Annotated in this window: 18 protein-coding genes and 1 tRNA gene; 8 read left to right on the top strand and 11 right to left on the bottom strand. The window is 33.1% G+C overall.

The features are described 5' to 3' along the window. Positions 1-1,311 precede the first annotated feature (1,311 nt). Positions 1,312-1,668: a DUF5330 domain-containing protein gene (locus QHG54_RS03335; RefSeq protein WP_317992970.1), complete on the top strand. Its 357-nt coding sequence runs from the start codon at positions 1,312-1,314 to the stop codon at positions 1,666-1,668. Positions 1,669-1,799: 131 nt separating this feature from the next. After that, on the top strand, positions 1,800-2,210 hold the full coding sequence (locus QHG54_RS03330) for a SufE family protein (RefSeq protein ID WP_317992971.1): 411 nt from the start codon (positions 1,800-1,802) through the stop codon (positions 2,208-2,210). Positions 2,211-2,311: 101 nt separating this feature from the next. Here the strand turns inward: QHG54_RS03330 and QHG54_RS03325 are convergent, their stop codons facing one another. Beyond that, entirely contained in the window at positions 2,312-2,749 is a 438-nt protein-coding gene (locus QHG54_RS03325) for a MucR family transcriptional regulator (RefSeq protein WP_406604437.1), read from the bottom strand. A gap of 923 nt (positions 2,750-3,672) precedes the next feature. Between QHG54_RS03325 and QHG54_RS03320 the strand changes: the two genes are divergently transcribed. Beyond that, a complete protein-coding gene (locus tag QHG54_RS03320) occupies positions 3,673-5,766 on the top strand; it encodes a S9 family peptidase (protein WP_317992972.1) in 2,094 nt (697 codons plus the stop codon). Between the two features lie 83 nt (positions 5,767-5,849). Here the strand turns inward: QHG54_RS03320 and QHG54_RS03315 are convergent, their stop codons facing one another. Next, the gene (locus QHG54_RS03315; protein WP_406604436.1) at positions 5,850-6,452 is read right to left on the bottom strand and encodes a superoxide dismutase; all 603 of its coding nucleotides are present in this window, start codon (positions 6,450-6,452) and stop codon (positions 5,850-5,852) included. An 884-nt stretch (positions 6,453-7,336) separates the two neighbouring features. On the opposite strand from QHG54_RS03315, the gene QHG54_RS03310 reads away from it, so the two are divergent. Then, positions 7,337-7,411, top strand: a tRNA-Gln gene (locus QHG54_RS03310). Between the two features lie 1,133 nt (positions 7,412-8,544). On the opposite strand, the gene QHG54_RS03305 is transcribed toward QHG54_RS03310, so the two are convergent. The 3 genes from QHG54_RS03305 to QHG54_RS03295 are packed head-to-tail and all read right to left on the bottom strand — an operon-like array spanning position 8,545 to position 9,675. Then, positions 8,545-9,003, bottom strand: a complete 459-nt coding sequence (locus QHG54_RS03305) for a toxin-activating lysine-acyltransferase (RefSeq protein ID WP_406604435.1) — start codon at positions 9,001-9,003, stop codon at positions 8,545-8,547. Between the two features lie 28 nt (positions 9,004-9,031). Further along, positions 9,032-9,457, bottom strand: a complete 426-nt coding sequence (locus tag QHG54_RS03300) for a hypothetical protein (RefSeq protein WP_406604434.1) — start codon at positions 9,455-9,457, stop codon at positions 9,032-9,034. An 8-nt stretch (positions 9,458-9,465) separates the two neighbouring features. Beyond that, a complete protein-coding gene (locus QHG54_RS03295) occupies positions 9,466-9,675 on the bottom strand; it encodes a hypothetical protein (RefSeq protein ID WP_317992976.1) in 210 nt (69 codons plus the stop codon). A 208-nt stretch (positions 9,676-9,883) separates the two neighbouring features. Between QHG54_RS03295 and QHG54_RS03290 the strand changes: the two genes are divergently transcribed. Continuing rightward, positions 9,884-10,162: a hypothetical protein gene (locus QHG54_RS03290; protein ID WP_406604433.1), complete on the top strand. Its 279-nt coding sequence runs from the start codon at positions 9,884-9,886 to the stop codon at positions 10,160-10,162. Positions 10,163-11,445: 1,283 nt separating this feature from the next. Here QHG54_RS03290 and QHG54_RS03285 read toward each other — a convergent pair. Then, positions 11,446-11,883 carry an ABC transporter transmembrane domain-containing protein gene (locus QHG54_RS03285; protein ID WP_406604432.1) on the bottom strand — a complete coding sequence of 146 codons (438 nt, stop codon included), beginning with the start codon at positions 11,881-11,883 and terminating at the stop codon, positions 11,446-11,448. A gap of 320 nt (positions 11,884-12,203) precedes the next feature. Here QHG54_RS03285 and QHG54_RS03280 point away from each other — a divergent pair, with 320 nt between their 5' ends. Next, a complete protein-coding gene (locus QHG54_RS03280) occupies positions 12,204-12,398 on the top strand; it encodes a hypothetical protein (RefSeq protein WP_406604431.1) in 195 nt (64 codons plus the stop codon). 683 nt (positions 12,399-13,081) lie between these two features. Here QHG54_RS03280 and QHG54_RS03275 read toward each other — a convergent pair. Next, on the bottom strand, positions 13,082-13,411 hold the full coding sequence (locus QHG54_RS03275; protein WP_317992978.1) for a hypothetical protein: 330 nt from the start codon (positions 13,409-13,411) through the stop codon (positions 13,082-13,084). A gap of 194 nt (positions 13,412-13,605) precedes the next feature. Between QHG54_RS03275 and QHG54_RS03270 the strand changes: the two genes are divergently transcribed. Further along, positions 13,606-13,851 carry a hypothetical protein gene (locus tag QHG54_RS03270; protein WP_317992979.1) on the top strand — a complete coding sequence of 82 codons (246 nt, stop codon included), beginning with the start codon at positions 13,606-13,608 and terminating at the stop codon, positions 13,849-13,851. A 2,000-nt stretch (positions 13,852-15,851) separates the two neighbouring features. On the opposite strand, the gene QHG54_RS03265 is transcribed toward QHG54_RS03270, so the two are convergent. The 4 genes from QHG54_RS03265 to QHG54_RS03250 form a co-directional block, all read right to left on the bottom strand. After that, complete coding sequence (locus QHG54_RS03265) at positions 15,852-16,637, bottom strand: DUF1499 domain-containing protein (RefSeq protein WP_317992980.1); 786 nt, start codon at positions 16,635-16,637, stop codon at positions 15,852-15,854. A 626-nt stretch (positions 16,638-17,263) separates the two neighbouring features. After that, positions 17,264-17,803 (bottom strand): hypothetical protein, encoded by a 540-nt coding sequence (locus QHG54_RS03260; protein ID WP_406604430.1) that lies wholly within the window; start codon positions 17,801-17,803, stop codon positions 17,264-17,266. Next, a complete protein-coding gene (locus tag QHG54_RS03255) occupies positions 17,796-18,392 on the bottom strand; it encodes a DUF1214 domain-containing protein (RefSeq protein ID WP_317992982.1) in 597 nt (198 codons plus the stop codon). Before QHG54_RS03255 ends, QHG54_RS03260 begins: the two co-directional genes overlap by 8 nt. A gap of 17 nt (positions 18,393-18,409) precedes the next feature. Beyond that, positions 18,410-20,560, bottom strand: a complete 2,151-nt coding sequence (locus QHG54_RS03250; protein WP_317992983.1) for a penicillin-binding protein 1A — start codon at positions 20,558-20,560, stop codon at positions 18,410-18,412. Between the two features lie 367 nt (positions 20,561-20,927). On the opposite strand from QHG54_RS03250, the gene QHG54_RS03245 reads away from it, so the two are divergent. Then, the gene (locus tag QHG54_RS03245; RefSeq protein WP_317992984.1) at positions 20,928-21,164 is read left to right on the top strand and encodes a hypothetical protein; all 237 of its coding nucleotides are present in this window, start codon (positions 20,928-20,930) and stop codon (positions 21,162-21,164) included. Positions 21,165-21,172 lie beyond the last annotated feature (8 nt).

Raw genomic sequence — 21,172 nt, 5'->3', positions numbered from 1 at the left:
GATAAATTTCGTAAACTTTAGCTGACGCTATTTGTAAAAAAATATCTTCTAGATAAAGAAACAGCCCGCTTAAGCCTCTCAATTTTATAGTGTCACTGTGTAGAAACAGAAAATTATAGCAAGTCTACAAAGTATTTTAAGCTTCACTTATTACCTTCTTGTTTTTCTCTATCATAGTCTATTTAGACTCTTATAGTGTGGTAAAAGTACAAATTTACATACTTCCTGACGCCTCTTTGACTGTGCAAATTTGATATTAAGTGCTAGGTTCTGTACTCTTCGTTAAGCTTTAAGATAAAAGATAAAGTGGTGGTAACGTCTCATTTGTAAAGAACAGGCATGTTAGCACGGAGAAGTATGGCCTCACATGCATGGAGTGGCAAAAGTTTGAGCTTCATTGAGGATAAGTTTCTAAGATGTGCATGAGGACTAAAAACTATCCCTACTGTTTTGTTAAAGGTGTTCATGGTGTTTTAAAGTGGTGAGAGCTTCCTCTTATCCTGAGGCAAGTGATGAGCATCCTTAAATGTTATGATCCTAGTGTCAGAAAGGGATCCGTCCTTGAAATTTGGAAAGGGTTGCTAAGGGCTATGGGTTATGATGAAGAAGGTGTAAGGATTGATACCACTTTTGTTCGGGTTCATTCTTGTGTCAAGCGTATAGATGCGGTTAGCATGAAAGAGAAGCTTTAGGAAGAGAAACAAAAAAGATTTACCATAAAGAATCATGCTCTGGTGTATGCCTTAAGGACAATCTTTACGTTTTGTGCTTACTCGGAACAACTGGAATAGTGTGGCACCTCAGTTTGTTGAAGGGTTTGAAAATACACGAAGTATTGCTAATAAAGGTTATGTTCAGATGTATGAAGAGAAGGGAAAAGGAAGAAAAATTGCATTCCCGTTCTTCTTTTCCGCGCAAACAAGAAAAAATTGTAGAATGATGATGAACATCTTTACAAAGAAGGGCACCTTGTCGAAGGCTTCTCCAATAAAAACAGCCATTTCAGATGTATCTTCTGGCGATTGGATAAAAAAGCTTCTTTTTTATAGGATTGTTCGTTTATGCTTCAATTACTCTTTGAATTAGAGAGTTCTGTGCACAGAACCTAATAAAAGATAATGCATTTTGCCTGTGCACAGCTCATCAGATGATTCTTATAACATAGTTAATGATAAAAATTTGTTAATGATACAAATTTGATAAACGAATGTTCAATTTCGTAAAATACGGATTTTATAAATTTTTTATCAATAGAAAGAGCATAGAGTATTGCTTTTGTTTCTATTTGCAACTGTGGTACACTGCCTGCCCATGATACGTTTTTTAATCAAATTATCATTTTTTTTGTTTTTTGTTTTTGTTGTCATTTCATTTTTTTCAGCAAAGCCAAGTGGCAACAATTTCTCTATTCAAAGAGACAGTGAGACAACAACGAGCGATGTGATGACTGCTTTTAAAGAAACTCTAAATGATTTAGGAAAATTCTGTGAACGTAATATAGAAGCCTGCAAAGTCGGAAAATCTTTTCTAAGTTCACTTAGTGAACGCGCACGTTATGGTGCAAAAGCAGCTTATGAGTATCTCGGAAGTATATTAGCTGACAAGAATATGCCTCAACTCGACAATACTTCTCCCAAGGTGGATACACAAAAGTCCACACAAAAATAGAATCATCTAATATTCCTTTGAAAGAAAAGTTTTTAACGCTCACTATTGGTTTTATGCTAAGGGGAATAAACAATTATTCTGTCCGCTAAATGCATTACATGATCATCAAAAAACAAAACAGGACTAAGTTTATGGCAGAAACAATTGATAATATTATAGAAAATTTTTCTCTTCTGGATAACTGGGAAGATCGTTATCGTTATGTGATTGAACTTGGCTACGAATTGCCACCTTTTCCAGAAAGTGCTCGAAACGATGCCCACAAAGTTCCTGGTTGTGTGAGTCAAGTGTGGCTTTTATCTTCACGTGATAATTCCGAAAATCCAACATTAACGTTTCAAGGTGATTCCGATGCTCACATTGTACGCGGACTCATCTATATTCTTCTTGCCTTTTATTCAGGAAAAAAAGCCTCTGAAGTTCGCGAGGCCGATGCTGAAGGGCTCTTTGAAACACTTGGTTTAAACGAAAATCTCACACCACAACGATCGAATGGCCTTAAATCGATGATTGAACGGATTCGTAATGAGAGTTACGTATAAAAGCCAAACTCTTTTAACGATAACCCCACAGAACTTCCACGGAAGACATGCCTTCTAAAAAACACTTATATATATTGAAGGCATCACCTTAAAAAATACGATTACTTGTTTTTTTTCCGTTTGCTTTTGCGCCCAAGTCCCATTTCCTTTGCCAAAGCTGAGCGTGCCTTTGCATAATTAGGTGCAACCATAGGATAAGAACTGTCCAGCTGCCACTTTTCACGATACTCCTCTGGCAACATCCCATAATGTGTCATGAGGTGACGCTTCAAAGATTTAAACTTCTTCCCATCTTCAAGACAGATGAGATAATCGGGAAAGATCGAACGTTTCGGGTTAACGGCAGGTCTTTGCTTTTCGACTTCGACTTCTGTTAACTCTACGTTCCCTGCTTTACGAAAAGCAGCATGAACATCAGCAATCAAACTTGGCACTTCAGTCGGTCGGATCGAATTATTACTCACATATGCAGCAACAATATCAGCAACTAATGTAATAATTAAATTGCTTTCAGTCTCTAAGACTGGACGATGTTCCATTCTTTTTTCCTTTAAGTTAAAATTGAGATATCATTGGCACTCATACTCCAATACAGAGATCCCATGCACGTAGGTTTCATATTGTACAAAAATCTTTTTTGTCAATTCAATTATTCTACAAAATCGCCAAAACACAAAAAAATCAAATAAATACCTACTTTTTGTCATAATATATGAGAAGAAGAAATAACTTCTTTCTTATTGAAATATATTCTTTTCTATAAAAGATCATATATAAAATTAAAGTATATCATAAATACAAAAAAATAATATAGAATGAATTTGTTTGTTTTTTAGATAATGTAGAAATAAAATATTGAATTTAAAGTGTAATGTGTAAAATAATTTTTTTATTTTATACGTTTATAATATTACAGTTTGATTTTTAGCTAGCTAAATTTCGCTTTTGGTGACATAAACAGGTTATTCCTGAACATAATAAAAGAGCTTAAATGATTTTTAAAATTCAAAAAACACGGTAAATAAGATAAGAGATTAAAGTATATGTATAGGGAAAACTATCATGGAATAATGAACAATGGAATAGCATACATTTACATACCAGTATGATACTGAAGCGGCTTTTTTCTCCAGCTTTATAAGACCGGTATTCTACATACATTTCCTATTCTGAAATAAATTTTATTGTGTATATCCAGAAATCAGTTGTACTCTGTTTGAAGAAAAATTCAATCTCGTTATCCAATAGCCTAATTTTCTTAGCTTGTCTATCCATGCAGTGTTATCTTTCTAGAAGATCAGTGCTTATGACACGTAATAGACAGAAGTGTATAGGCAATTGGAAAACTACTGCAGTTATATGTTTGTAAGTGAGCGGGACTTATAGATTTACGCACTTGCATAAATGGTATGTTTCTAACATATAAACAAAACCATTAACATATTTTAGCATAGGATCGTGTATGACCAGCTCTTCTATACTTCCACCTAAAGCATCCAAAATTGTTTATAAAGATATATATCACGGTATTTGTCGTGAAGATCCTTACCACTGGCTGCGTGCATCTAATTGGCAAGATGTTTTTAAAAATCCTAGCTGTCTTGACGAAAATATTAGGAATCATCTTGAAAAAGAAAATGCCTATCAAACTGCCCAGATGGCAGATACAAAGCCATTACAAGATTTGCTTTTTACTGAAATGAAAAGCCGAATCCTAGAGGATGACAGTTCTGTTCCTATAAAACATGGCCCTTTTGCTTATGGATTTTCTTATGTTACCGGAGGCCAGCAACCACATTATTTTCGTACCCTAAGGAATGGGGGAGAAAAAAACGTTTACCTCAATGGCGATGCTTTGGCCGAAGGTAAAGAATATTTCAATTTTGGTTTAGTTCAAGAATCTCCTGATCATACACATGTTGTATGGACCTATGATGACAAAGGATCAGAATTTTATAAAGCTAAAATTCGTAATTTGGAAACATTGTCTGATTGTGGGGATACAATTATTGATACATCCGGACAGATTGTCTGGGATGCTAAATCCGAAGGTTTTTTTTATACTAAGATGGATAAAAATCACCGACCTTCTGAGCTTTATTATCATAGATTACACACAGACCAATCGCAAGATAAGCTTATTTTTCGTGAAGATAATCCAGGATTTTTCTTACACGTAAGTGGTTCTAAGCTTAATGACATTATTTATATTAACATTCATGATCATGAAACGTCAGAAATTTGGCTGATCCCTGCTCAAGCGCCTTTAACTGCTCCTCAATGTGTACGGAAGCGACAAAAAGGGATTGAATATTCACTTACGGAAGGTGGTGATGTCTTTTATATTCTTACCAATTTAGAGAACGCAAAAGACTTTAAAATCATGGTAGCACCATACACATCTCCACAATCAGAAAATTGGTCTGAGCTTGTGCCACACCAACTTGGATGCTTGATACTCTCTCATGATGCTTATCAAGATTTTCTTATTTGGCTTGAACGCTTTGAAGGGCTTCCTCGTATAAAAGTAATGGAGCGTAGCACTCAACAAATTCATTCCATTGCTTTTACAGAAGAAGCTTATTCCTTAGGTCTACAAGGTGCAGCAGAATATGATAGCCAAACCATTCGCTTTTCCTATTCATCTATGACAACACCTGATCAGGTTTTTGACTATGAGATGAAAAGTCGCAAACGAACGCTCTTAAAAACACAAACAATTCCCTCTGGGCATAATAAAGATGACTATGTAACACGACGTATTATGGCAACTGCAGACGATGGTGAGAAAATCCCTATCTCACTTTTTTATCATAAAACTACCGCTCTTAATGGCAGCGCACCTTGTTTGCTTTATGGTTATGGCGCTTATGGCATCTCTATACCTGCCAGTTTTAATAGCAATGCACTTTCTTTGGTTAATAGAGGTTTTATTTATGCTATTGCTCATGTTCGTGGAGGAAAAGAAAAAGGGGTCTCATGGTATGAGAAAGGAAAACACCTCTTTAAACACAATACCTTTACAGATTTTATTGCCTGTGGACGCTACCTTGTAAGCAATAAATTTACTTCTCATGACAGGCTCATCGCCCATGGTGGTTCGGCAGGAGGGATGTTAATGGGTGCTATTGCAAATATAGCTCCTCAGGATTTTGCTGGGATCGTAGCAAATGTGCCTTTTGTTGATGTTTTAACAACCATGTTAGATGATTCACTGCCATTAACGCCTCCAGAATGGCCTGAATGGGGGAATCCTCTTGAATCACAAGAAGATTATAATCTTATAGCTTCTTATTCCCCCTATGATAATGTCAAAGCGCAAAAATACCCTTCTATCCTTGCGATTGCAGGATTAACTGATCCTCGTGTAACTTACTGGGAGCCTGCAAAATGGGTGGCAAAATTGCGCGATTTAAAGACGGACGGTAATGCGATTTTATTACGCATTAATATGGATTCAGGTCATGCAGGGGCGGCTGGGCGCTTTTCAAAGTTGGAAGAAATTGCGTATATTTACGCATATATCCTAAAAATAGTGGGAAAAAATTTCTGTTGATTTGAAATCTATTCTCTCAAAAAAGCTCCATAGCTCAATGAATTATGGAGCTTTTGATACAATACCAAAATTACGCAAACAGCTTAAAGTTCGCACTCTTCATAAAGTTTTAAAACATAGTCCCAATTAATTAAATTATCGACAAAAGCTTCGAGATATTTCGGGCGCGCATTGCGATAGTCAATGTAATAGGAGTGTTCCCACACATCAACACCCAGAATAGGTTGAGCATTATGGACCAAAGGGTTTTCACCATTAGGGGTTTTCATAATTTCAAGTTTGCCATCTTTAATCGCAATCCATGCCCATCCCGAACCAAATTGGGCACTGGCAGCAGCAATAAAATCTGCGCGGAACTTATCATAACCGCCCAGATCAGATTCAATAGCCTTTGCTAATTTTTCAGGCAGTTTTCGACCACCACCATCTTTTCTCATCCAATACCAAAAATGGTTATGATTGTAGTATTGGGCTGCGTTATTAAACAAACCAATATTTTGTCCAAAGCTGTTTTTAACAATATTTTCAAGGCTTTCATTTTCTAAGCCTAAATCTTTCACAAAATTATTGGTATTGGTAAGATAAGCAAGGTGATGCTTATCGTGGTGATATTCAAGCGTTTCGCGTGACATATAAGGTGAAAGGGCATCATAGTCATAGGGCAACTCGGCCAATTCAAAAGCCATTTAAAATCTCCTTGGTTCTAATTGTTAAGCTCACTCCACAAATCTAATTTGCCATTTACAGCGTCTAAAAGCAAATATTGAATATTGTGTCTATCAATTTAATTTTAATGATCATCTTTCCGTAAAGTTGCTTTTTCTGGATATATTTTCTTAATCAGTCAAAATATCATTGATTTATATAATTTTGTTCCTGCAGAAATTTACAGATTATTCGCCTAACAAAAAACACAAATATCTTCTTTTAAGGAATAAAAAGTGATTTAAAGAGCTCTCAGTTGGTGCATATATCCCTTAAAATATTTCTTCAACATTATACTATGCGAATGCCTTAGCATATTTATCGTTGAGTGTGTCATCGCTTTTATCACAGTTTTTTCAAAGAAATAGTAGCGGTTTTCTTTTGCAGATACCACTTTTTGGCCACGAATTTACAACATTTGATAAGTCGAATTATGATTGACATTTTACACATATGAGCCAAAAATGGGATTTGCTAAGATGACCTATTACATTCGTGATGTATTATTGTATTTGAAGAGTTTAGGTTTGAATGCATCAAGAAAAGACGCTATAGACAGCCATAATCAATGCTAGACTATTAAATACGTAAAAGATACAAATTCGATTTTTACTGTCAGTGGAAAATAGAATGAGCAGATAAGATGGTAAAATACAAAAAATGCAAAATAACAAACAGATAATCAGCTTTTGTTTTAGATGTATAAATAAGTACAAGTTTTTGTTGTGAATTTTGCATCAATGTGACACAAATAAGACTTAAAAACTTTATAATAAAAAAATTAAGAGCTTTGATTTTCAGATATTGCGCACACTCACGGGAATCGCTATAAGGTACGCGAGCGGATATGAACATGTGCTTCTTTTGGGGTATAGCCAAGCGGTAAGGCACCGGTTTTTGGTACCGGCATTCCCTGGTTCGAATCCAGGTACCCCAGCCATTTAGAGAGGGATTTTTTTGAATCCGTTTGCTCTATATCTGTTTTCTGTTTCTACTGAGCTTTCTTATAGTTTTTTGACTGTTTCTATTGCTGATTGCTTTATAGCTGATAGATAATTAGCTTTTATTTTAGAGATGTAAATAAGTATAAGTTTTTATTACGAATTTTGCATCCTGTAAGCTGTTTTGTGAGCAGTACTCCATTATCCTTATGTCAAACTGAAAAGCGCTTTGATTGACAAATTGTCGCTCATGCATTTATGGACGAAGTGTTACCCATGTTTTCAATCTATATTCTGATTTTTATCCCCACCATATTTGTTATTTATTCCAATAAGCTTCCATAATAAGAAAGCAGTTGCACCAACTCAGTCTTAACTATAGCGCAATATTTTTAAGGAATGGCTTATCCATACTCACCGCATTGTTTCTCAACTTTTTTCTTGTCTTCTATTCTCTAAAATTCTCGGTCTCTGTATCGTTGGTTCGTTAATCTCTTTCGCTTCATTCAGATAGTTTAGATATTGATATTCGATAAATTGGGGGGATTATTTTGGATGGAGAGATCTATCTTAATGCGCGCCAATGTCTCTTTAAAGGTTTCCTATATCGTGATGATATTTATCTAGGGAGCTTACTTTGTTGCTTAACAACTTTAAGTAGTAAGATGATAAGAATTCATTTTACGTGCGAAAATGCTTTGGCAACAATTAAAATAGCGGCTAAAATTAGCGATTAGATTAAAGAGAGTGTGTGTTATGCATAAATAAAAACGGTTTCAAAACCTATTGACCGATGGAACATTATAACAATCTGCTCCTCGTGTGTGGTAGACTTAGGAAGGGGATGGAGATTTTCTCTTCGGGTCTTAAAAGGCATGGTGTCCAATTAAGTAAAGCAGCAAGGGTAAAGATTCAACAGATTTTAAAAGGCATCCTACTGGATTGACCTAATCATTCATATCAAGCTGTTACACTAAAAATATTATTCATAGTAGCAGCTTTAGAGAATGTAATCAGCTATGATTGTAAGAAAAAATTCTCAAAATAATCAATTTTTAGAATTTTTTATTCATATGGGCTTATAGAGGAGGGGGAGATCATAAATGATTCATTTTCACTTGGTTTATAAAAGTTATTTGGATGGTTTTTTTATTCTATGGCAACACCAGCGGGTAATTTTCCGTATCCCACCGTCTTCATTACGTCGGACAGCATAACAATAATACTGATTGGGAAACACATGCCGCTGCATATCACGTACCATACCGGTAGCATGTCCATATGGTGTTACACAATCAATGAACCACATATATTCTCCACCTTGCCAATTGGCATTGGATAAAAGTTCTCCCTTTTCAAGCATAGATTGATGATTTTTCTCATCTAAAAAAGCCCAAGTGATAAAGGCGCAAAATTCTCCATGCTCATTTTTATAGAGCTTATACTGGCCAGTGCGTAAGGCTGGTCCTACATTGAATTCGATATCCCAAATTCGCCAGCGGCGGTATAAGGGGGATGTAAGCATTAAAATGACCATAGCTCCTAAAGCTGTAAAAGGGTTTATGAGTGATGGTGAAGGATGTTCATTCACATAGATTATCTTTCTTTTAGAGATTGTTCTAAAATTTTGGTGATAGGCTCAAAGAAATAGAAGATAAGATGCTGTTTGCAAGGTAAAAGTACGGTGTAATGAGCGGCGTAAAAAGGGGCCGACCAATGCTAAATAATCCATTTGTAAGGACAAAATAATAAGAACAATAAAAGAAGTCCAGTTGCGAACTAATGGAAAAGAGTACTGCGAGGTAAATAATCGCGAAGAGAACATTCAGCACGGTTGTTGCAATGATTCCCGTTAAAAAACTATGGATTGTATCAACCTCTCCGATTCGCATGAACAGTTTGCTCACTTGCCAAGTGCGTAAAACAGGCAAGGAGAGGCTTAACACATGGGTGTAAATACGACGCGCAAATTCTAGAGTCAGCCAATTGGCTAAATAAGCCCCTAAATAGCCTGATAGAGAACTAAGAGCCGTGCTAAACAGCATGATAGCAATCATAAGGACACAACGATAGCATAGAGGCTTTCTGCACGCTGAAAGGGTAAGATACGGTCAATAATTGCCTGAAAAATAAAAGGATTCACCAAGCCAAGTAAGCGCAAAACAATGGCCACAAGACTCAGTTCAATGACATAATGAATATATTTCTTGGTAGTTTTTGTGAACCAAGAAAAGGATACTAGCTTTTCGGGTGAATTTCTCATTTAATTTTTATTATTTTGTTAAAAGAATATTTTTTTATTAAAATAATAGTTTGTTATTAATAATATACACATAATGTATTTATAATATATACAATAATTTTAATTTATATAATTCACAATTATGTTTGACATTTATTTGAAATCAATGCTAACAACTTTATCATGTATCATGATGATACGTTATTTAATAGATAAAAGAAGAATAAAAATGGGTAGTTCAAGCTCATCACATGATTCACACAGCAGTTCACATTCATCAAGTTCATCTCATAAATGTAGTCCTAGCGATATTTATCATACGATAAAAAAAGGTCAGCTTATAGGAGGGGTTGCAGGAGGAATTATAGGAGGAGTTGGAGGATTTTTCGCTGGTGAAGGGGCAGGTGCGATTCCGGGTGCTAGCGGTGGCTACAAAGCAGGCAAAATTGCAGGTGCTATGTATGGTGCTCATAGTAAGTACAAAGAATGTTTTAGCTCTCATAAATGAGCACTGAAAATGTTTTTCTTACTTGTAGAGAATGTCAACAAGATATACTAAAATAAATAATATTGTAGACATATAAATATATTAAATTATATGTATACAGGTTATTTCTAAAAATAAGCATATTATTATTTAAATATATATTAAAATTTGGTTTTTTTATGATAGATATTATAGATATTATTGTGGAATTATTGTTTTCAATAGTTAGTTTAATTTTATTTGGTTATTTATTTTTTTTCTACTATAAATATAAAGGTTATAGTAATAAACATATCTTGAAAAAATCATTGTTAATTATAACTTCATTCTTTGTATTATTCTTTATATTATTAAACATTATACTAATAATATTTAACTTTTATATAAGTTTTTATATTGACTATGTAGATTTCACATATTTAATTAGGTTTTTATTATGTTAGATATTGTTTTCAGCATAAAGAATGCAATGCTTGCAACAAGTGTATTTGTTTTTTTTATTATATTATTTTATAGAGTTAAATTTCCAACTTGGAAACAGTTTATAAAAATAGGATCAATTGTAATTATTATATACTTTATATTATATTTCTATATTTGTTATTTAATAAAATCTATAAATTTATAACAGATAAGCTTCTCCAATACGCGCAAATAACTCCCCATTTGCTAAGTGCATATTGATTTTACTCTGATAGTTGTGATGTGGGTCGTTATGCTTAGATGTGGTCGCAAATGGTCTTAAAGGGGCGCAGTAGTAGGAGCAATAATTAGTGCACGTAAAGGATTAAAGGCATTGGCTATGGAGCGTTAGCGGGTGCAATACAGCAAGGTGGTAACGCCTTGATCGATAAGATAGATGAATGCTCTCACCGGTAAAGTAAAAGAATGCTGTTTCCAATTTATTAGAAAATAGTGAGCATGATATTTCTGAGATCAGTAATATTGTAAACAGCTTTAAAAGCTAAGGATGCAGCTGATTTCAGGGATATCTATCATTTATTAAATAAATATATGGGGGATTTTTGTTATGGATATTATTTATAAAATTATTTATTTCACTAATTATGGGTATTTTGGTATGTATGTTATTCTATAGATTTAACAGTTATAGTTGGAAACAAGCTGCAAAAGAATCACTGTTATTAGGAATTGTAGTATTTATAGTGATAAATATTATTAATTATATAATTAAATATATTGGTTTGTAATATACTAGTTATATTTATAATAAGTGTATAATATTTTAATATACACTAATTGCATTTAGAAAATAAATTATAATATTATTATAAACAGTGATTTTATTTATTTTTTGACATAGAATTTCCTGTTAGAAACCCGCGAATTGTATCAACCTCTCCAATACGTGAAAACAATTCTCCCACTTGCCAATGGCGTAAAGTGGGTAAGGAGAGGCTTAACACATGGGTGTAAATACGACGCGCAAATTCTAGAGTCAGCCAATTGGCTAAATAAGCTCCTAAATAGCCTGATAGAGAGCTAAGAGCCGTGCTAAACAGCATGATAGCAATCATAAGGACAACGATAGCATAGAGGCTTTCTGCACGCTGAAAGGGTAAGATACGGTCAATAATTACCTGAAAAATAAAAGGATTCACCAAGCCAAGTAAGCGCAAAACAATAGCCACAAGACTCAGTTCAATGACATAATGAATATATTTCTTGGTAGTTTTTGTGAACCAAGAAAAGGATACTAGCTTTTCGGGTGAATTTCTCATTTAATTTTTATTATTTTGTAAAAGAATATTTTGATTGATGTCACATATTTTTACATTTTTGTAAATAAAGAATATTTTTTTATTAAAATAATAGTTTGTTATTAGTAATATAGATATAATGTATTTATAATTTATACAATAATTTTAATTTATATAATTCACAATTACGTTTGACATTTATTTGAAATCAATGCTAACAACTTCATCGCGTATCATGATGATACGTTATTTTAATAGATAAAAGAAGAATAAAAATGGGTAGTTCAAGCTCATCACATGATTCACACAGTAGTTCACATTCATCTAAGGCATGTAGTACTTTGGATTATGTTACTAGTGGAGTTGCAAGTGCTATCACAGGAGGTTTGGCAGATGCAACTACTGGGTTCTTAACAGGTTCTGGTGGATTTAAAAACAGGGTTAAAAATGGTCTCAAAGAGGGCGGAAATGGAGTCATAACCGGGTTTAATATTGGTTGGATAGATAAGGCTGTTGAGTGCCACACAAAAAAGTAAGGCTGGTGTACTGATTCTAATTTGTAGATCATATTAAAGAAAGATATCTCTGAAACTAATATTGTTGTAAATATATTTAATAAGAGAACAGAAATTAAATTTCTGCAACTATATCTAAGAAAAAATCAGAGATATCTATATTTTTAATTATATATATTATATTTTTGGACTTTCTTATTATGGATAATTTAGAAATTATTAAAACTGTGTTATGTTTAATAAGTATTATTGGTTTTTTTAAAATTTTTTCTTATATACTTAAATTCAGAAGTTGAAAAAAAATATAAAATCAGATGTAGTTGAGTTAATTTTATTATTTATAGCATTCTCAATTTCTATCTATATCTCTCTATATAAAATCATTCGTAAAATAGATAAATTATTTTAAATTAAAATATTATTATATATGATATGTTTTTTATCAGGTTTAATAAGATTTATTGTTAATAATTGTTTTATATCTATGTAGACTTTTTACATTTCAAAAAATGAGTTGCCTTAATTAAAAAGAGATAGAAAAAGCAATATTCTATACAAAAATTCTATTTTTTGTTATAGATTATTTGCGTATCTATAAATTTATGTAGCTATAAGTTTATAATAAAATTTTTTACAGAGTTTTTTTCTTAAGAACCACGAATTGTATTAACTTCTCCGATTCATGTGAACAGTTTCCCTACTTGCTAAGTGCGTAAAATAGGCAAGGAGAGGCTTAACACATGGGTGTAAATACGACGCGCAAATTCTAGAGTCAGTCGATTTGCTAAATAAGCTCCTAAATAGCCTGATAGAGAGCTAAGAGCCGTGCTAAACAGCATGATAGCATAGAGGTTTTCCGCACGCTGAAAGGGTAAGATACAGTCAATAATCGCTTGAAAAATAAAAGGATTCACCAAGCCCAGTAAACGCAAAACAACAGCAACGCAACTGAGTTCGATGACATAATAAATATATTTCTTTGTTGTTCTTGTAAACCAAGAGAACGATACTAGCTTTTCTTGTGAATGACTCATTTGAATTTATGATTTTATTTAAGAAAAAGAGTGGCGGATGTGGCATACTTAAACAGTATTGTAAATAGTATTATTGCTTAATTAAAGTGTACATTTTGTATGCACAAAATATAAACATAATGTATTTATTGTATATACAGTATTTTATTATTATTTTTACAAATTATATTTGATATTTGCTAAAATAAATAATAATGACTTTTTCAAGTAGTGGATCACGACCTGGGTGTACTGTTGGAGATTATCTCTCTGCTGCATATTCATCGGGATTAGTCGGATATCATGTGGGGCAGACTGGTGGAGTAATTGTAGGAGCACTCGGAGCTGGTCCAGGTACGGTAGCAGGAGCGTTTGCTGGTAACGGAATTGGTGGTACTCTTGGCTTCGGTGTGGGAGGACTTGTAGGGATAGGTTCTCAGTATAACGCATGTTATTATTAATTATAATATTTTAATATGTTTTTAAATTTATAGCAATATTGTAGACATATTAATAAATATGTCTACAAATATTTTTTAAATATAATTCATTAATAATTTAATTATATATTAATTTGGAAATTTATGTGTTATGTATATTTTTAATGTGTTTTTTGAATTATTTTTTACATTTTGTTGTTTGAGTATATTTATATCTTTATTTGAATTGTATTATGTCTCTAAGGGCTTAAATGAAAAAAATATTAAAATTAAATCATTAATAAGAATAATTTCATTTTTTAGCGTGTTTTTTATTTTATTTTCTTTATTTAAGTTTTATACAAATTAATATATATTGTTTAACTAGTTTTTATATATCATAGTAATATATATTATATTATTTAATTAATTGGAAAATATTATGGATGCTATTTTATTTAATATTAAAAATGCATTACTTGCAACAAATATTTTTTTAATTTTAAGTATAATTTTCTAAATCAAAATTTCCTAGTTGGAAAAATTCTATTAAATTAGGATTAATTATAATTATTATTTACTTTATAATATATTTTGGACTTTATTATTTAATAAAATGATATTATTATATAAAATATAGATTTATTTATCTCTTATTATAAGTTATTTTGCTAACGTAAAAATATAATCTTATGTAAGAAAATAACATTAGATAAATATTATTTATACTTTCTATTGGCAACCCTTGTATTGGTTATTAATAATGTGGACTGATTTTAGTAATTTTATTGTAAATATGTTGCTTTCAATAATAAGTGTAATTACAATTATATATTATTTATTATTACAAAATAAATATAAAAATTATAATACAAAAGAATAAAAAAAATATATTATTATTAATAATAAGTTTAATTTTTATAATTATTTTTATAATATTTTTTATGAATATATACTATAAATATTTTATTAATCATTAATAATAAATTCGTTTTTTATATTATTCTCTTTTGTTAAATTTTATATGATATAATATATGTTAATGTTTATTGTTTTATATATTTTTGGATTTTTTTATAAATGATCTTATTCGTATTATTGTAGATTTATTATCTTCTGCATGTGCTTTATTTATATTTTTCTATGCAATGTTTTTACATTATAAGTCTAAATGTTATAGTAAAAAAGAAATTGGAAAAAATTTTGTTAAGTACATTTTTGTTAATTATATTCATAATATTATTTTCTATAACATTTTTATTTGTATGATTTATTTTTATGAACAATAATTATTTATTATATTTATACGGTAGTGTTTTTGATTTGTTGTTTTCAATGTTTATTTTTATATTTTCATTTACATTAATTTATAGATACAGTGGTGACAGTTGGAAAAATAGTATAAAGGAAGCGCTTAAGACATTTGTTGGGTTCTTTTTGTTATTTTTAGCGTCTTGTTTTATTTATGTTGCGTTTAAATATAATAGATATTTTATTTTGGATTTTTTTGTTATGAATACTTTTACTAGTTCCCTATTGACAACGTTTATATATGGATTTTTAATGTTTTTTTACAATATATTTAAAGGTGAGAACTGGAGTATAAAAAGGACAATATTATCAACAATTATGTTTTTTATATTATATTATGCTGGAAATTTATTAATTGAATATATAAGAATTTTAAAATAATATAAAATAAAGTTGTTATATTATTTTAAGAATATTATAAGGTGTTATTTGTAGAGTTATTTATAAAAAATAAGTTATTGTTTTTAATATACTATTTGTCTTTAAAAAAATGTTTACTGATTACATTGGGATAGATACTTTAAATCAGTATTATCATCAAGAATTCTGGTTTTTATTTCCTATTTTAAATCTTTTTAATTATTTCAAGCATGAGTTGTTTTGAGATTATTATCTTTTGTATAAGGATTATCAGTTTATAGTTTTTGAAAAGTGATTGTTTGCTTATGTATCATGTTTATTGAAAAATAGGCAATTGTTATGGGCATAAAATGCCTTATCTCTCTTGATTGTTATTCATCGTCTTGTGAGAGAGGAAGTGACGCGATTTCTGTATCAAGTGCATCCATAAAATCGATAATAAAAGCAGCATTCGTTCCCAAATCTCTTGGCAAATAACGAGAAGCAGAGCGCATATCAACAAAAGTTGTATCCCCTTCATCAGTTAAACGAATGACAATGTCCGAAATAAAGCCAAGGTAAAAAGTTTTTGCCATTGTTTCAATATAAAGTTCATCTTCTTTACCTTTAAACTCTCGTTGTGCTACAACAGGCCAATCATAGGCTGCTAAAACATTGAGAACGGATTCGCGAATACGATTAGGTGAACCATCATAACGACGTCCTGACATTTCTGGCCATGCCGACATCTGTAATGTTGCTTGCTTCGTCAAAACACTTTTGAGCGGTAAAGCATCACGGGGACGCATTGTGCGAAAGAAAGCTGGCGGGTTTTGTGTATCAGTAGAAACATCATGGAGAGCTGGCAAAGCAAACCAAAATCCGAAAAAGAACACCAATGGTGTAGCTGTTATCAACGAATAAATGATACCTCTTAAAGCTTTCATTCCACCCAGAGCACCATATACCCACAAGCTGTAAAGTGCTTTTCCAGCAAGAAAAAGAGAAACAAAAACACAGCAAGCAGAAATGATGATTAAAATTATGAAGTCGATTGCATGAATTGCGGAAAATCGCTGTAAAAACATTGAAAATAACAAAATAAAGAATGCCAAACCACCAAAGCGAGGAGACCATACCGCTGCCCTTGAGATTAACCGAACATATGTCTTCTTCATGAAATTCTTTTCCCCTCAACCTCAGACCAGAAGCAAAATTTCTCTTAGATGTCATACTTTGTAGAAAGCTTCCAGTCATATGACAAAAGTAAAGCACTTATTTTTAAGATCAAGGATGCTCTATCTCCCATAAACCTCCTATAGTTATTCTCATCAATTCATATAAGCAATTTTCATCTTCTTTATAGATTGATTGGATTTTATGGAAAATGGTTGTAACAATATAAAAATAAGCTCAAATCACAAGCTTTGTGATGAATTTACTTGTCCAAAATTTTGACATGTTGCTCTCATTTATTCTCTTCTGGTTGCAAGGAATATTCTCTATCGAGCATGATACGATTTAGGTGCGACACAAACCGCGTTTTATTTCATAGTTTGCATCAATATGTTTATTTATGCTGCGTGCTTATTATCGCAGATGAGTGTTTCAACAAAAGAGTGTTGTGCAGGCCATTTTTGATAATTTTTACTTCAATAAAAAGTTTATGTGTTTAAAATTGCGATAAGAATTGCATTCTAATTCTTATATTTGGTTGATTGTGGTTGAAAATGAATATTTGAGTACACTTTTAATTCGTACTTATAGAAAGTGAGCTGTTGTACAGTTGAAAATCGATGTAATTTTATCCATTGAATATGCGGCAGGTTACAGAGGAAAAGAAGGCTTCGCTTTCTTTTTTTGCAAGTAACGAGGGAGTAAAGATGCGTAAGACAGCAAAACCTTTATCCAAATTTTTAGCAACTAAAACTGAATTGGCGTTTCTTTGAGACTTTGATTGTTTGAGTTCTATGATTTGTATAGGTTTTCCAATGATGAGATCGAGTGTCGCATCAGGGGCTGTTCGGTCATTAAGGCTATAGATAATGCTTCCATCGTGTGTGTAGGCAGCGAGTGACCAAAATTGGGTTGTCTTTAAAGTCTTTAAATGAACAGGGCCATTTTCGAGATTAAATCTACAAACTTTAAGAAGAAAGAAGGGATCAGCAGTCTGATGAATAGGACTACTGTGGTCTAAGTCAACAAATTGATAAGGATTTCCGGATTTTTTAAGCTGTGTCCATATATTATTTTGCGTCCAATAGGGTATCAAAAATAAAACACAAATATGAACAATGATAGCGCCAATGATTGCAAGAAGCGCGGCGTGAATGAATCTAATCACAGTTTTTTTGTCCTGATGGAATTTGTTCTACAGAAGGCATTGTAAGCTTTTGTAACGATGTTGCAGAGATGATTGAGGTATCGTACAAAGTAAGAATAAGTCCGAATTCTTTTTGACTAACCGTTGCAAGCCAATTGCCGGTTTGTGGTGTGGGGGCGATGTTGATGCGCAATGAGCCATCACTTTCATAGGTAATATTGTCGGTATAAAGTTCGAAAGGTATCTCCTTGGATGAAGTATAAGGTTTGAGGGATCTGTCAGCTGTATATAGAGTAAAAAGACGCGCTTCAGGTATCTGTCCTTTGAGCAAATAATGGCAATGTGGATGGAGTGGACGCCCGTGATTATCTTTCCAAATTTGGAAAATAAGGCCTTCTGTGTGTCCAATAGAAATTTCACCTCTTTTGGCAGCACGTGCACGGGTATAGGGATCAGTGTTGGCAGTTCCCACTTGTGGGTAAGCACTCCATTCACCAATTGTGAATCGATCAAAATTGTTAAAGGAATTAAGCATATAATTGACGCTCAACATTCCACATAAAATGGAAAAAACAAAAATTAAAAAAGGAATAATAATCTTAAGAAACATTATAGAATATCTCGAATTTAACGTGTTGAAGCGCCAAGTGTTTTTGTCTTCGAAAAGATTGTAGATGTCTGTTTCAGATCTTTGTTAATCAGTCGTACAATATTCAATGTTTCATGCGAGAGTGTGTGGGATATTGGGGTTGTCTGCTCAGAATCATTATACGAAGGGAGTGTTGCTGATTGATAAGGGAGGAGAGAATCTTTAACTCCATAGAGCTGTTTGAGCATTATATTTTGGTGTGCAGAGAGCATAATGCGGTGCCATATCATGGCAGGAATACCACCACCAAAAGCGCGATTCATTGGTGAAAAATCATCATTGCCCATCCATACAGCTCCAGTATAATTACCGGTAAAGCCAACAAACCACGCATCACGATAGAATTGTGATGTTCCAGTTTTCCCAGCAACAAGTGTCATGGGGAGAGCAGCACGTTTACCGGACCCTCGTGTTGTGACACCAACCATCATTTGGTTCATATAGGCTGCTGTTTGTTCACTGAGTACCCGATGTGTCTTATTACCATGATGCTCGAAGTCCCACACCACATGCCCATCTGTTGTGCTGATTTTCATGAAACCATGGCGATTTCCAGCAATTCCCCCATTAGCAAAGACATTAAAACCGGTGGCTTGATCCATTGGGGTCATATTGGATGTGCCTAGTACCATCGTTTTGTGTGATAGAATATGTGCATGAATCCCCATATTTTTGATCAGATCTATGATGGGTTGGGTATCGCGATTAAGATATTGATAGGTAAGATAAACAGGCACTGTATTAATAGAAAAAGCTAAAGCAGTTGCTAAATCGATTTTACCGAGATAACGACCGGAGTTATTTTTGGGTGACCAGCCTCCCCAATGAATGGGGGCATCTAAGACTATTGTTGAGGGAGATAGACCATGTTCCATTGCAGCAGCGTAAACATAAGGTTTAAATGAAGAACCAGGCTGTCTGCCCCCTTGTGTTGCTCTGTTAAATTGGCTTTTACTGTAATCTACTCCTCCAACAATTGCACAGACAGCTCCGTTATTGTCGAGTATGACGGTGGCCGCTTGTGTTGCACGATATTGTTGACCGTATTGGTGTAAATGATATGTGACCGCTTCTTCTGCTGCTTTTTGAATATCTGGATCAAGAGTGGTGTGAACAATTAAACTATGGCTTGGAAGATGAGCACTTATTTTTTTAACTTCTTCGAATGCCCAATCAAGAAAATAATCAGACTGATTATTTTTTACTTTTGTAAGAGCGCTAGCAGGATGGCGGTGGGCGTTGATAATTTGGCTCTCGGTCATGAATTCGCTATTAACAAGATTAGAAAGTACCACATTGGCACGTGTTTGAGCAGCAAAGAGGTGGCTATGGGGAGCGTATTTGGTTGGGGCCTTGAAGAGTCCTGCTAACATAGCGGATTCGCTAAGGGATACATCGCGTATGTTTTTACCAAAATAAAACTTTGCAGCTGCTGCGATACCAAAATTATTTCCTCCCATATATGCGCGGTCAAGATAAAGTTGCAAAATTTGTTTTTTGCTGAAGTTTGCTTCTAGCCAAATGGCAAGATAGGCTTCTTTGATTTTTCGTGTTATCGTTCTTTCATTCGTTAAGAACAAATTTTTAGCCAGTTGTTGTGTAAGGGTTGAACCACCTTGAACGACACTGTTTGCTTGCATATTTTGTGAGATTGCTCGCGTGAGACCATGCAAATCAATACCCCAGTGATCAAAAAAACGGCGGTCCTCTGTCGCGAGAACCGCTTTAATAACGTAATCGGGCATTTCTTCAACGGGGACAGATATAGCCGGTAGTGCACCACGGTGACCAATAGGATTTCCATACCGATCTAGAAAAAGAATAGAAAACTTCTTAGGAGAATACCAGTCTTTTTTAGTTAATTTAAAAACGGAAATACCAGTGATGGTGAAAACAGTAAAAGCAATTAATCCTAATGTCAGTGTTTCATCAAGAAGTTCGATAATAAATCGTTTCCACCCTTGTATATGAAAAAACTGTGAGACGATTTTTGCTCTGTTCCAAAAGAAACTGTTAGCAGAACGGATATGATAAAGTGCTGTATCTAACTTTGCATCTAATTCGATGAGTGCAGGACTATGGAATGGTTTATTGTATTGTGCTTTCTTTTTTTTAAAAAAATGAAACATTTAAAAGAGAGCCTGTGACAAAATGATACAACAAAATAAATCTATAATTATTATATGGAGTAAATGTACTTTTTTGCTATAGTGCCAATAGAGAAAGAATTTATTTTAGAGTTACGACAATTTATTTCTTATAGATTATTTCTTCATTTTTTATGATTTGTTTAAAATTTTTTCTCTTGCAATTCTTATGTAATCTTTGAGGAGATTTTAGTTTGAAATCATGAGAGTTTTGGGTAATATTTATGGGGTATTCTGTTGGACGGAGGTTATGTTATTTTTCCTGCGTGATTTTTGAATAGACAAAAAGCGGAAGAGGCAAAGAGTATTGTTCATTTTATATTCATCTACAGTAAATTATAAAATATCTATGATGAAAAAAATTTTCTTATTTATAATGATAGCCGTTTTTTTGGGTACGGATTCTGTTTTGGCCGCTGAATGTGCTGAAGTAGGCAAGGGAGTTGCTGTCCAACAGAGTGGGGTATTAGTACGTTCAACACCTATTGTTCAGGATGGAAGAAATATGTGTGTAGTTGTGGTCGTCGTGCCTGCCCGTGAGGGTAAAAAGCTGCGCCGTGTTGAAGTCTCCGTTCCCCTAGATTAGTATTTAGC

Source organism: Bartonella gliris (assembly GCF_045277155.1).
GTDB lineage: Bacteria > Pseudomonadota > Alphaproteobacteria > Rhizobiales > Rhizobiaceae > Bartonella > Bartonella gliris.
This window is presented reverse-complemented; position numbering and strand designations above follow the sequence as displayed.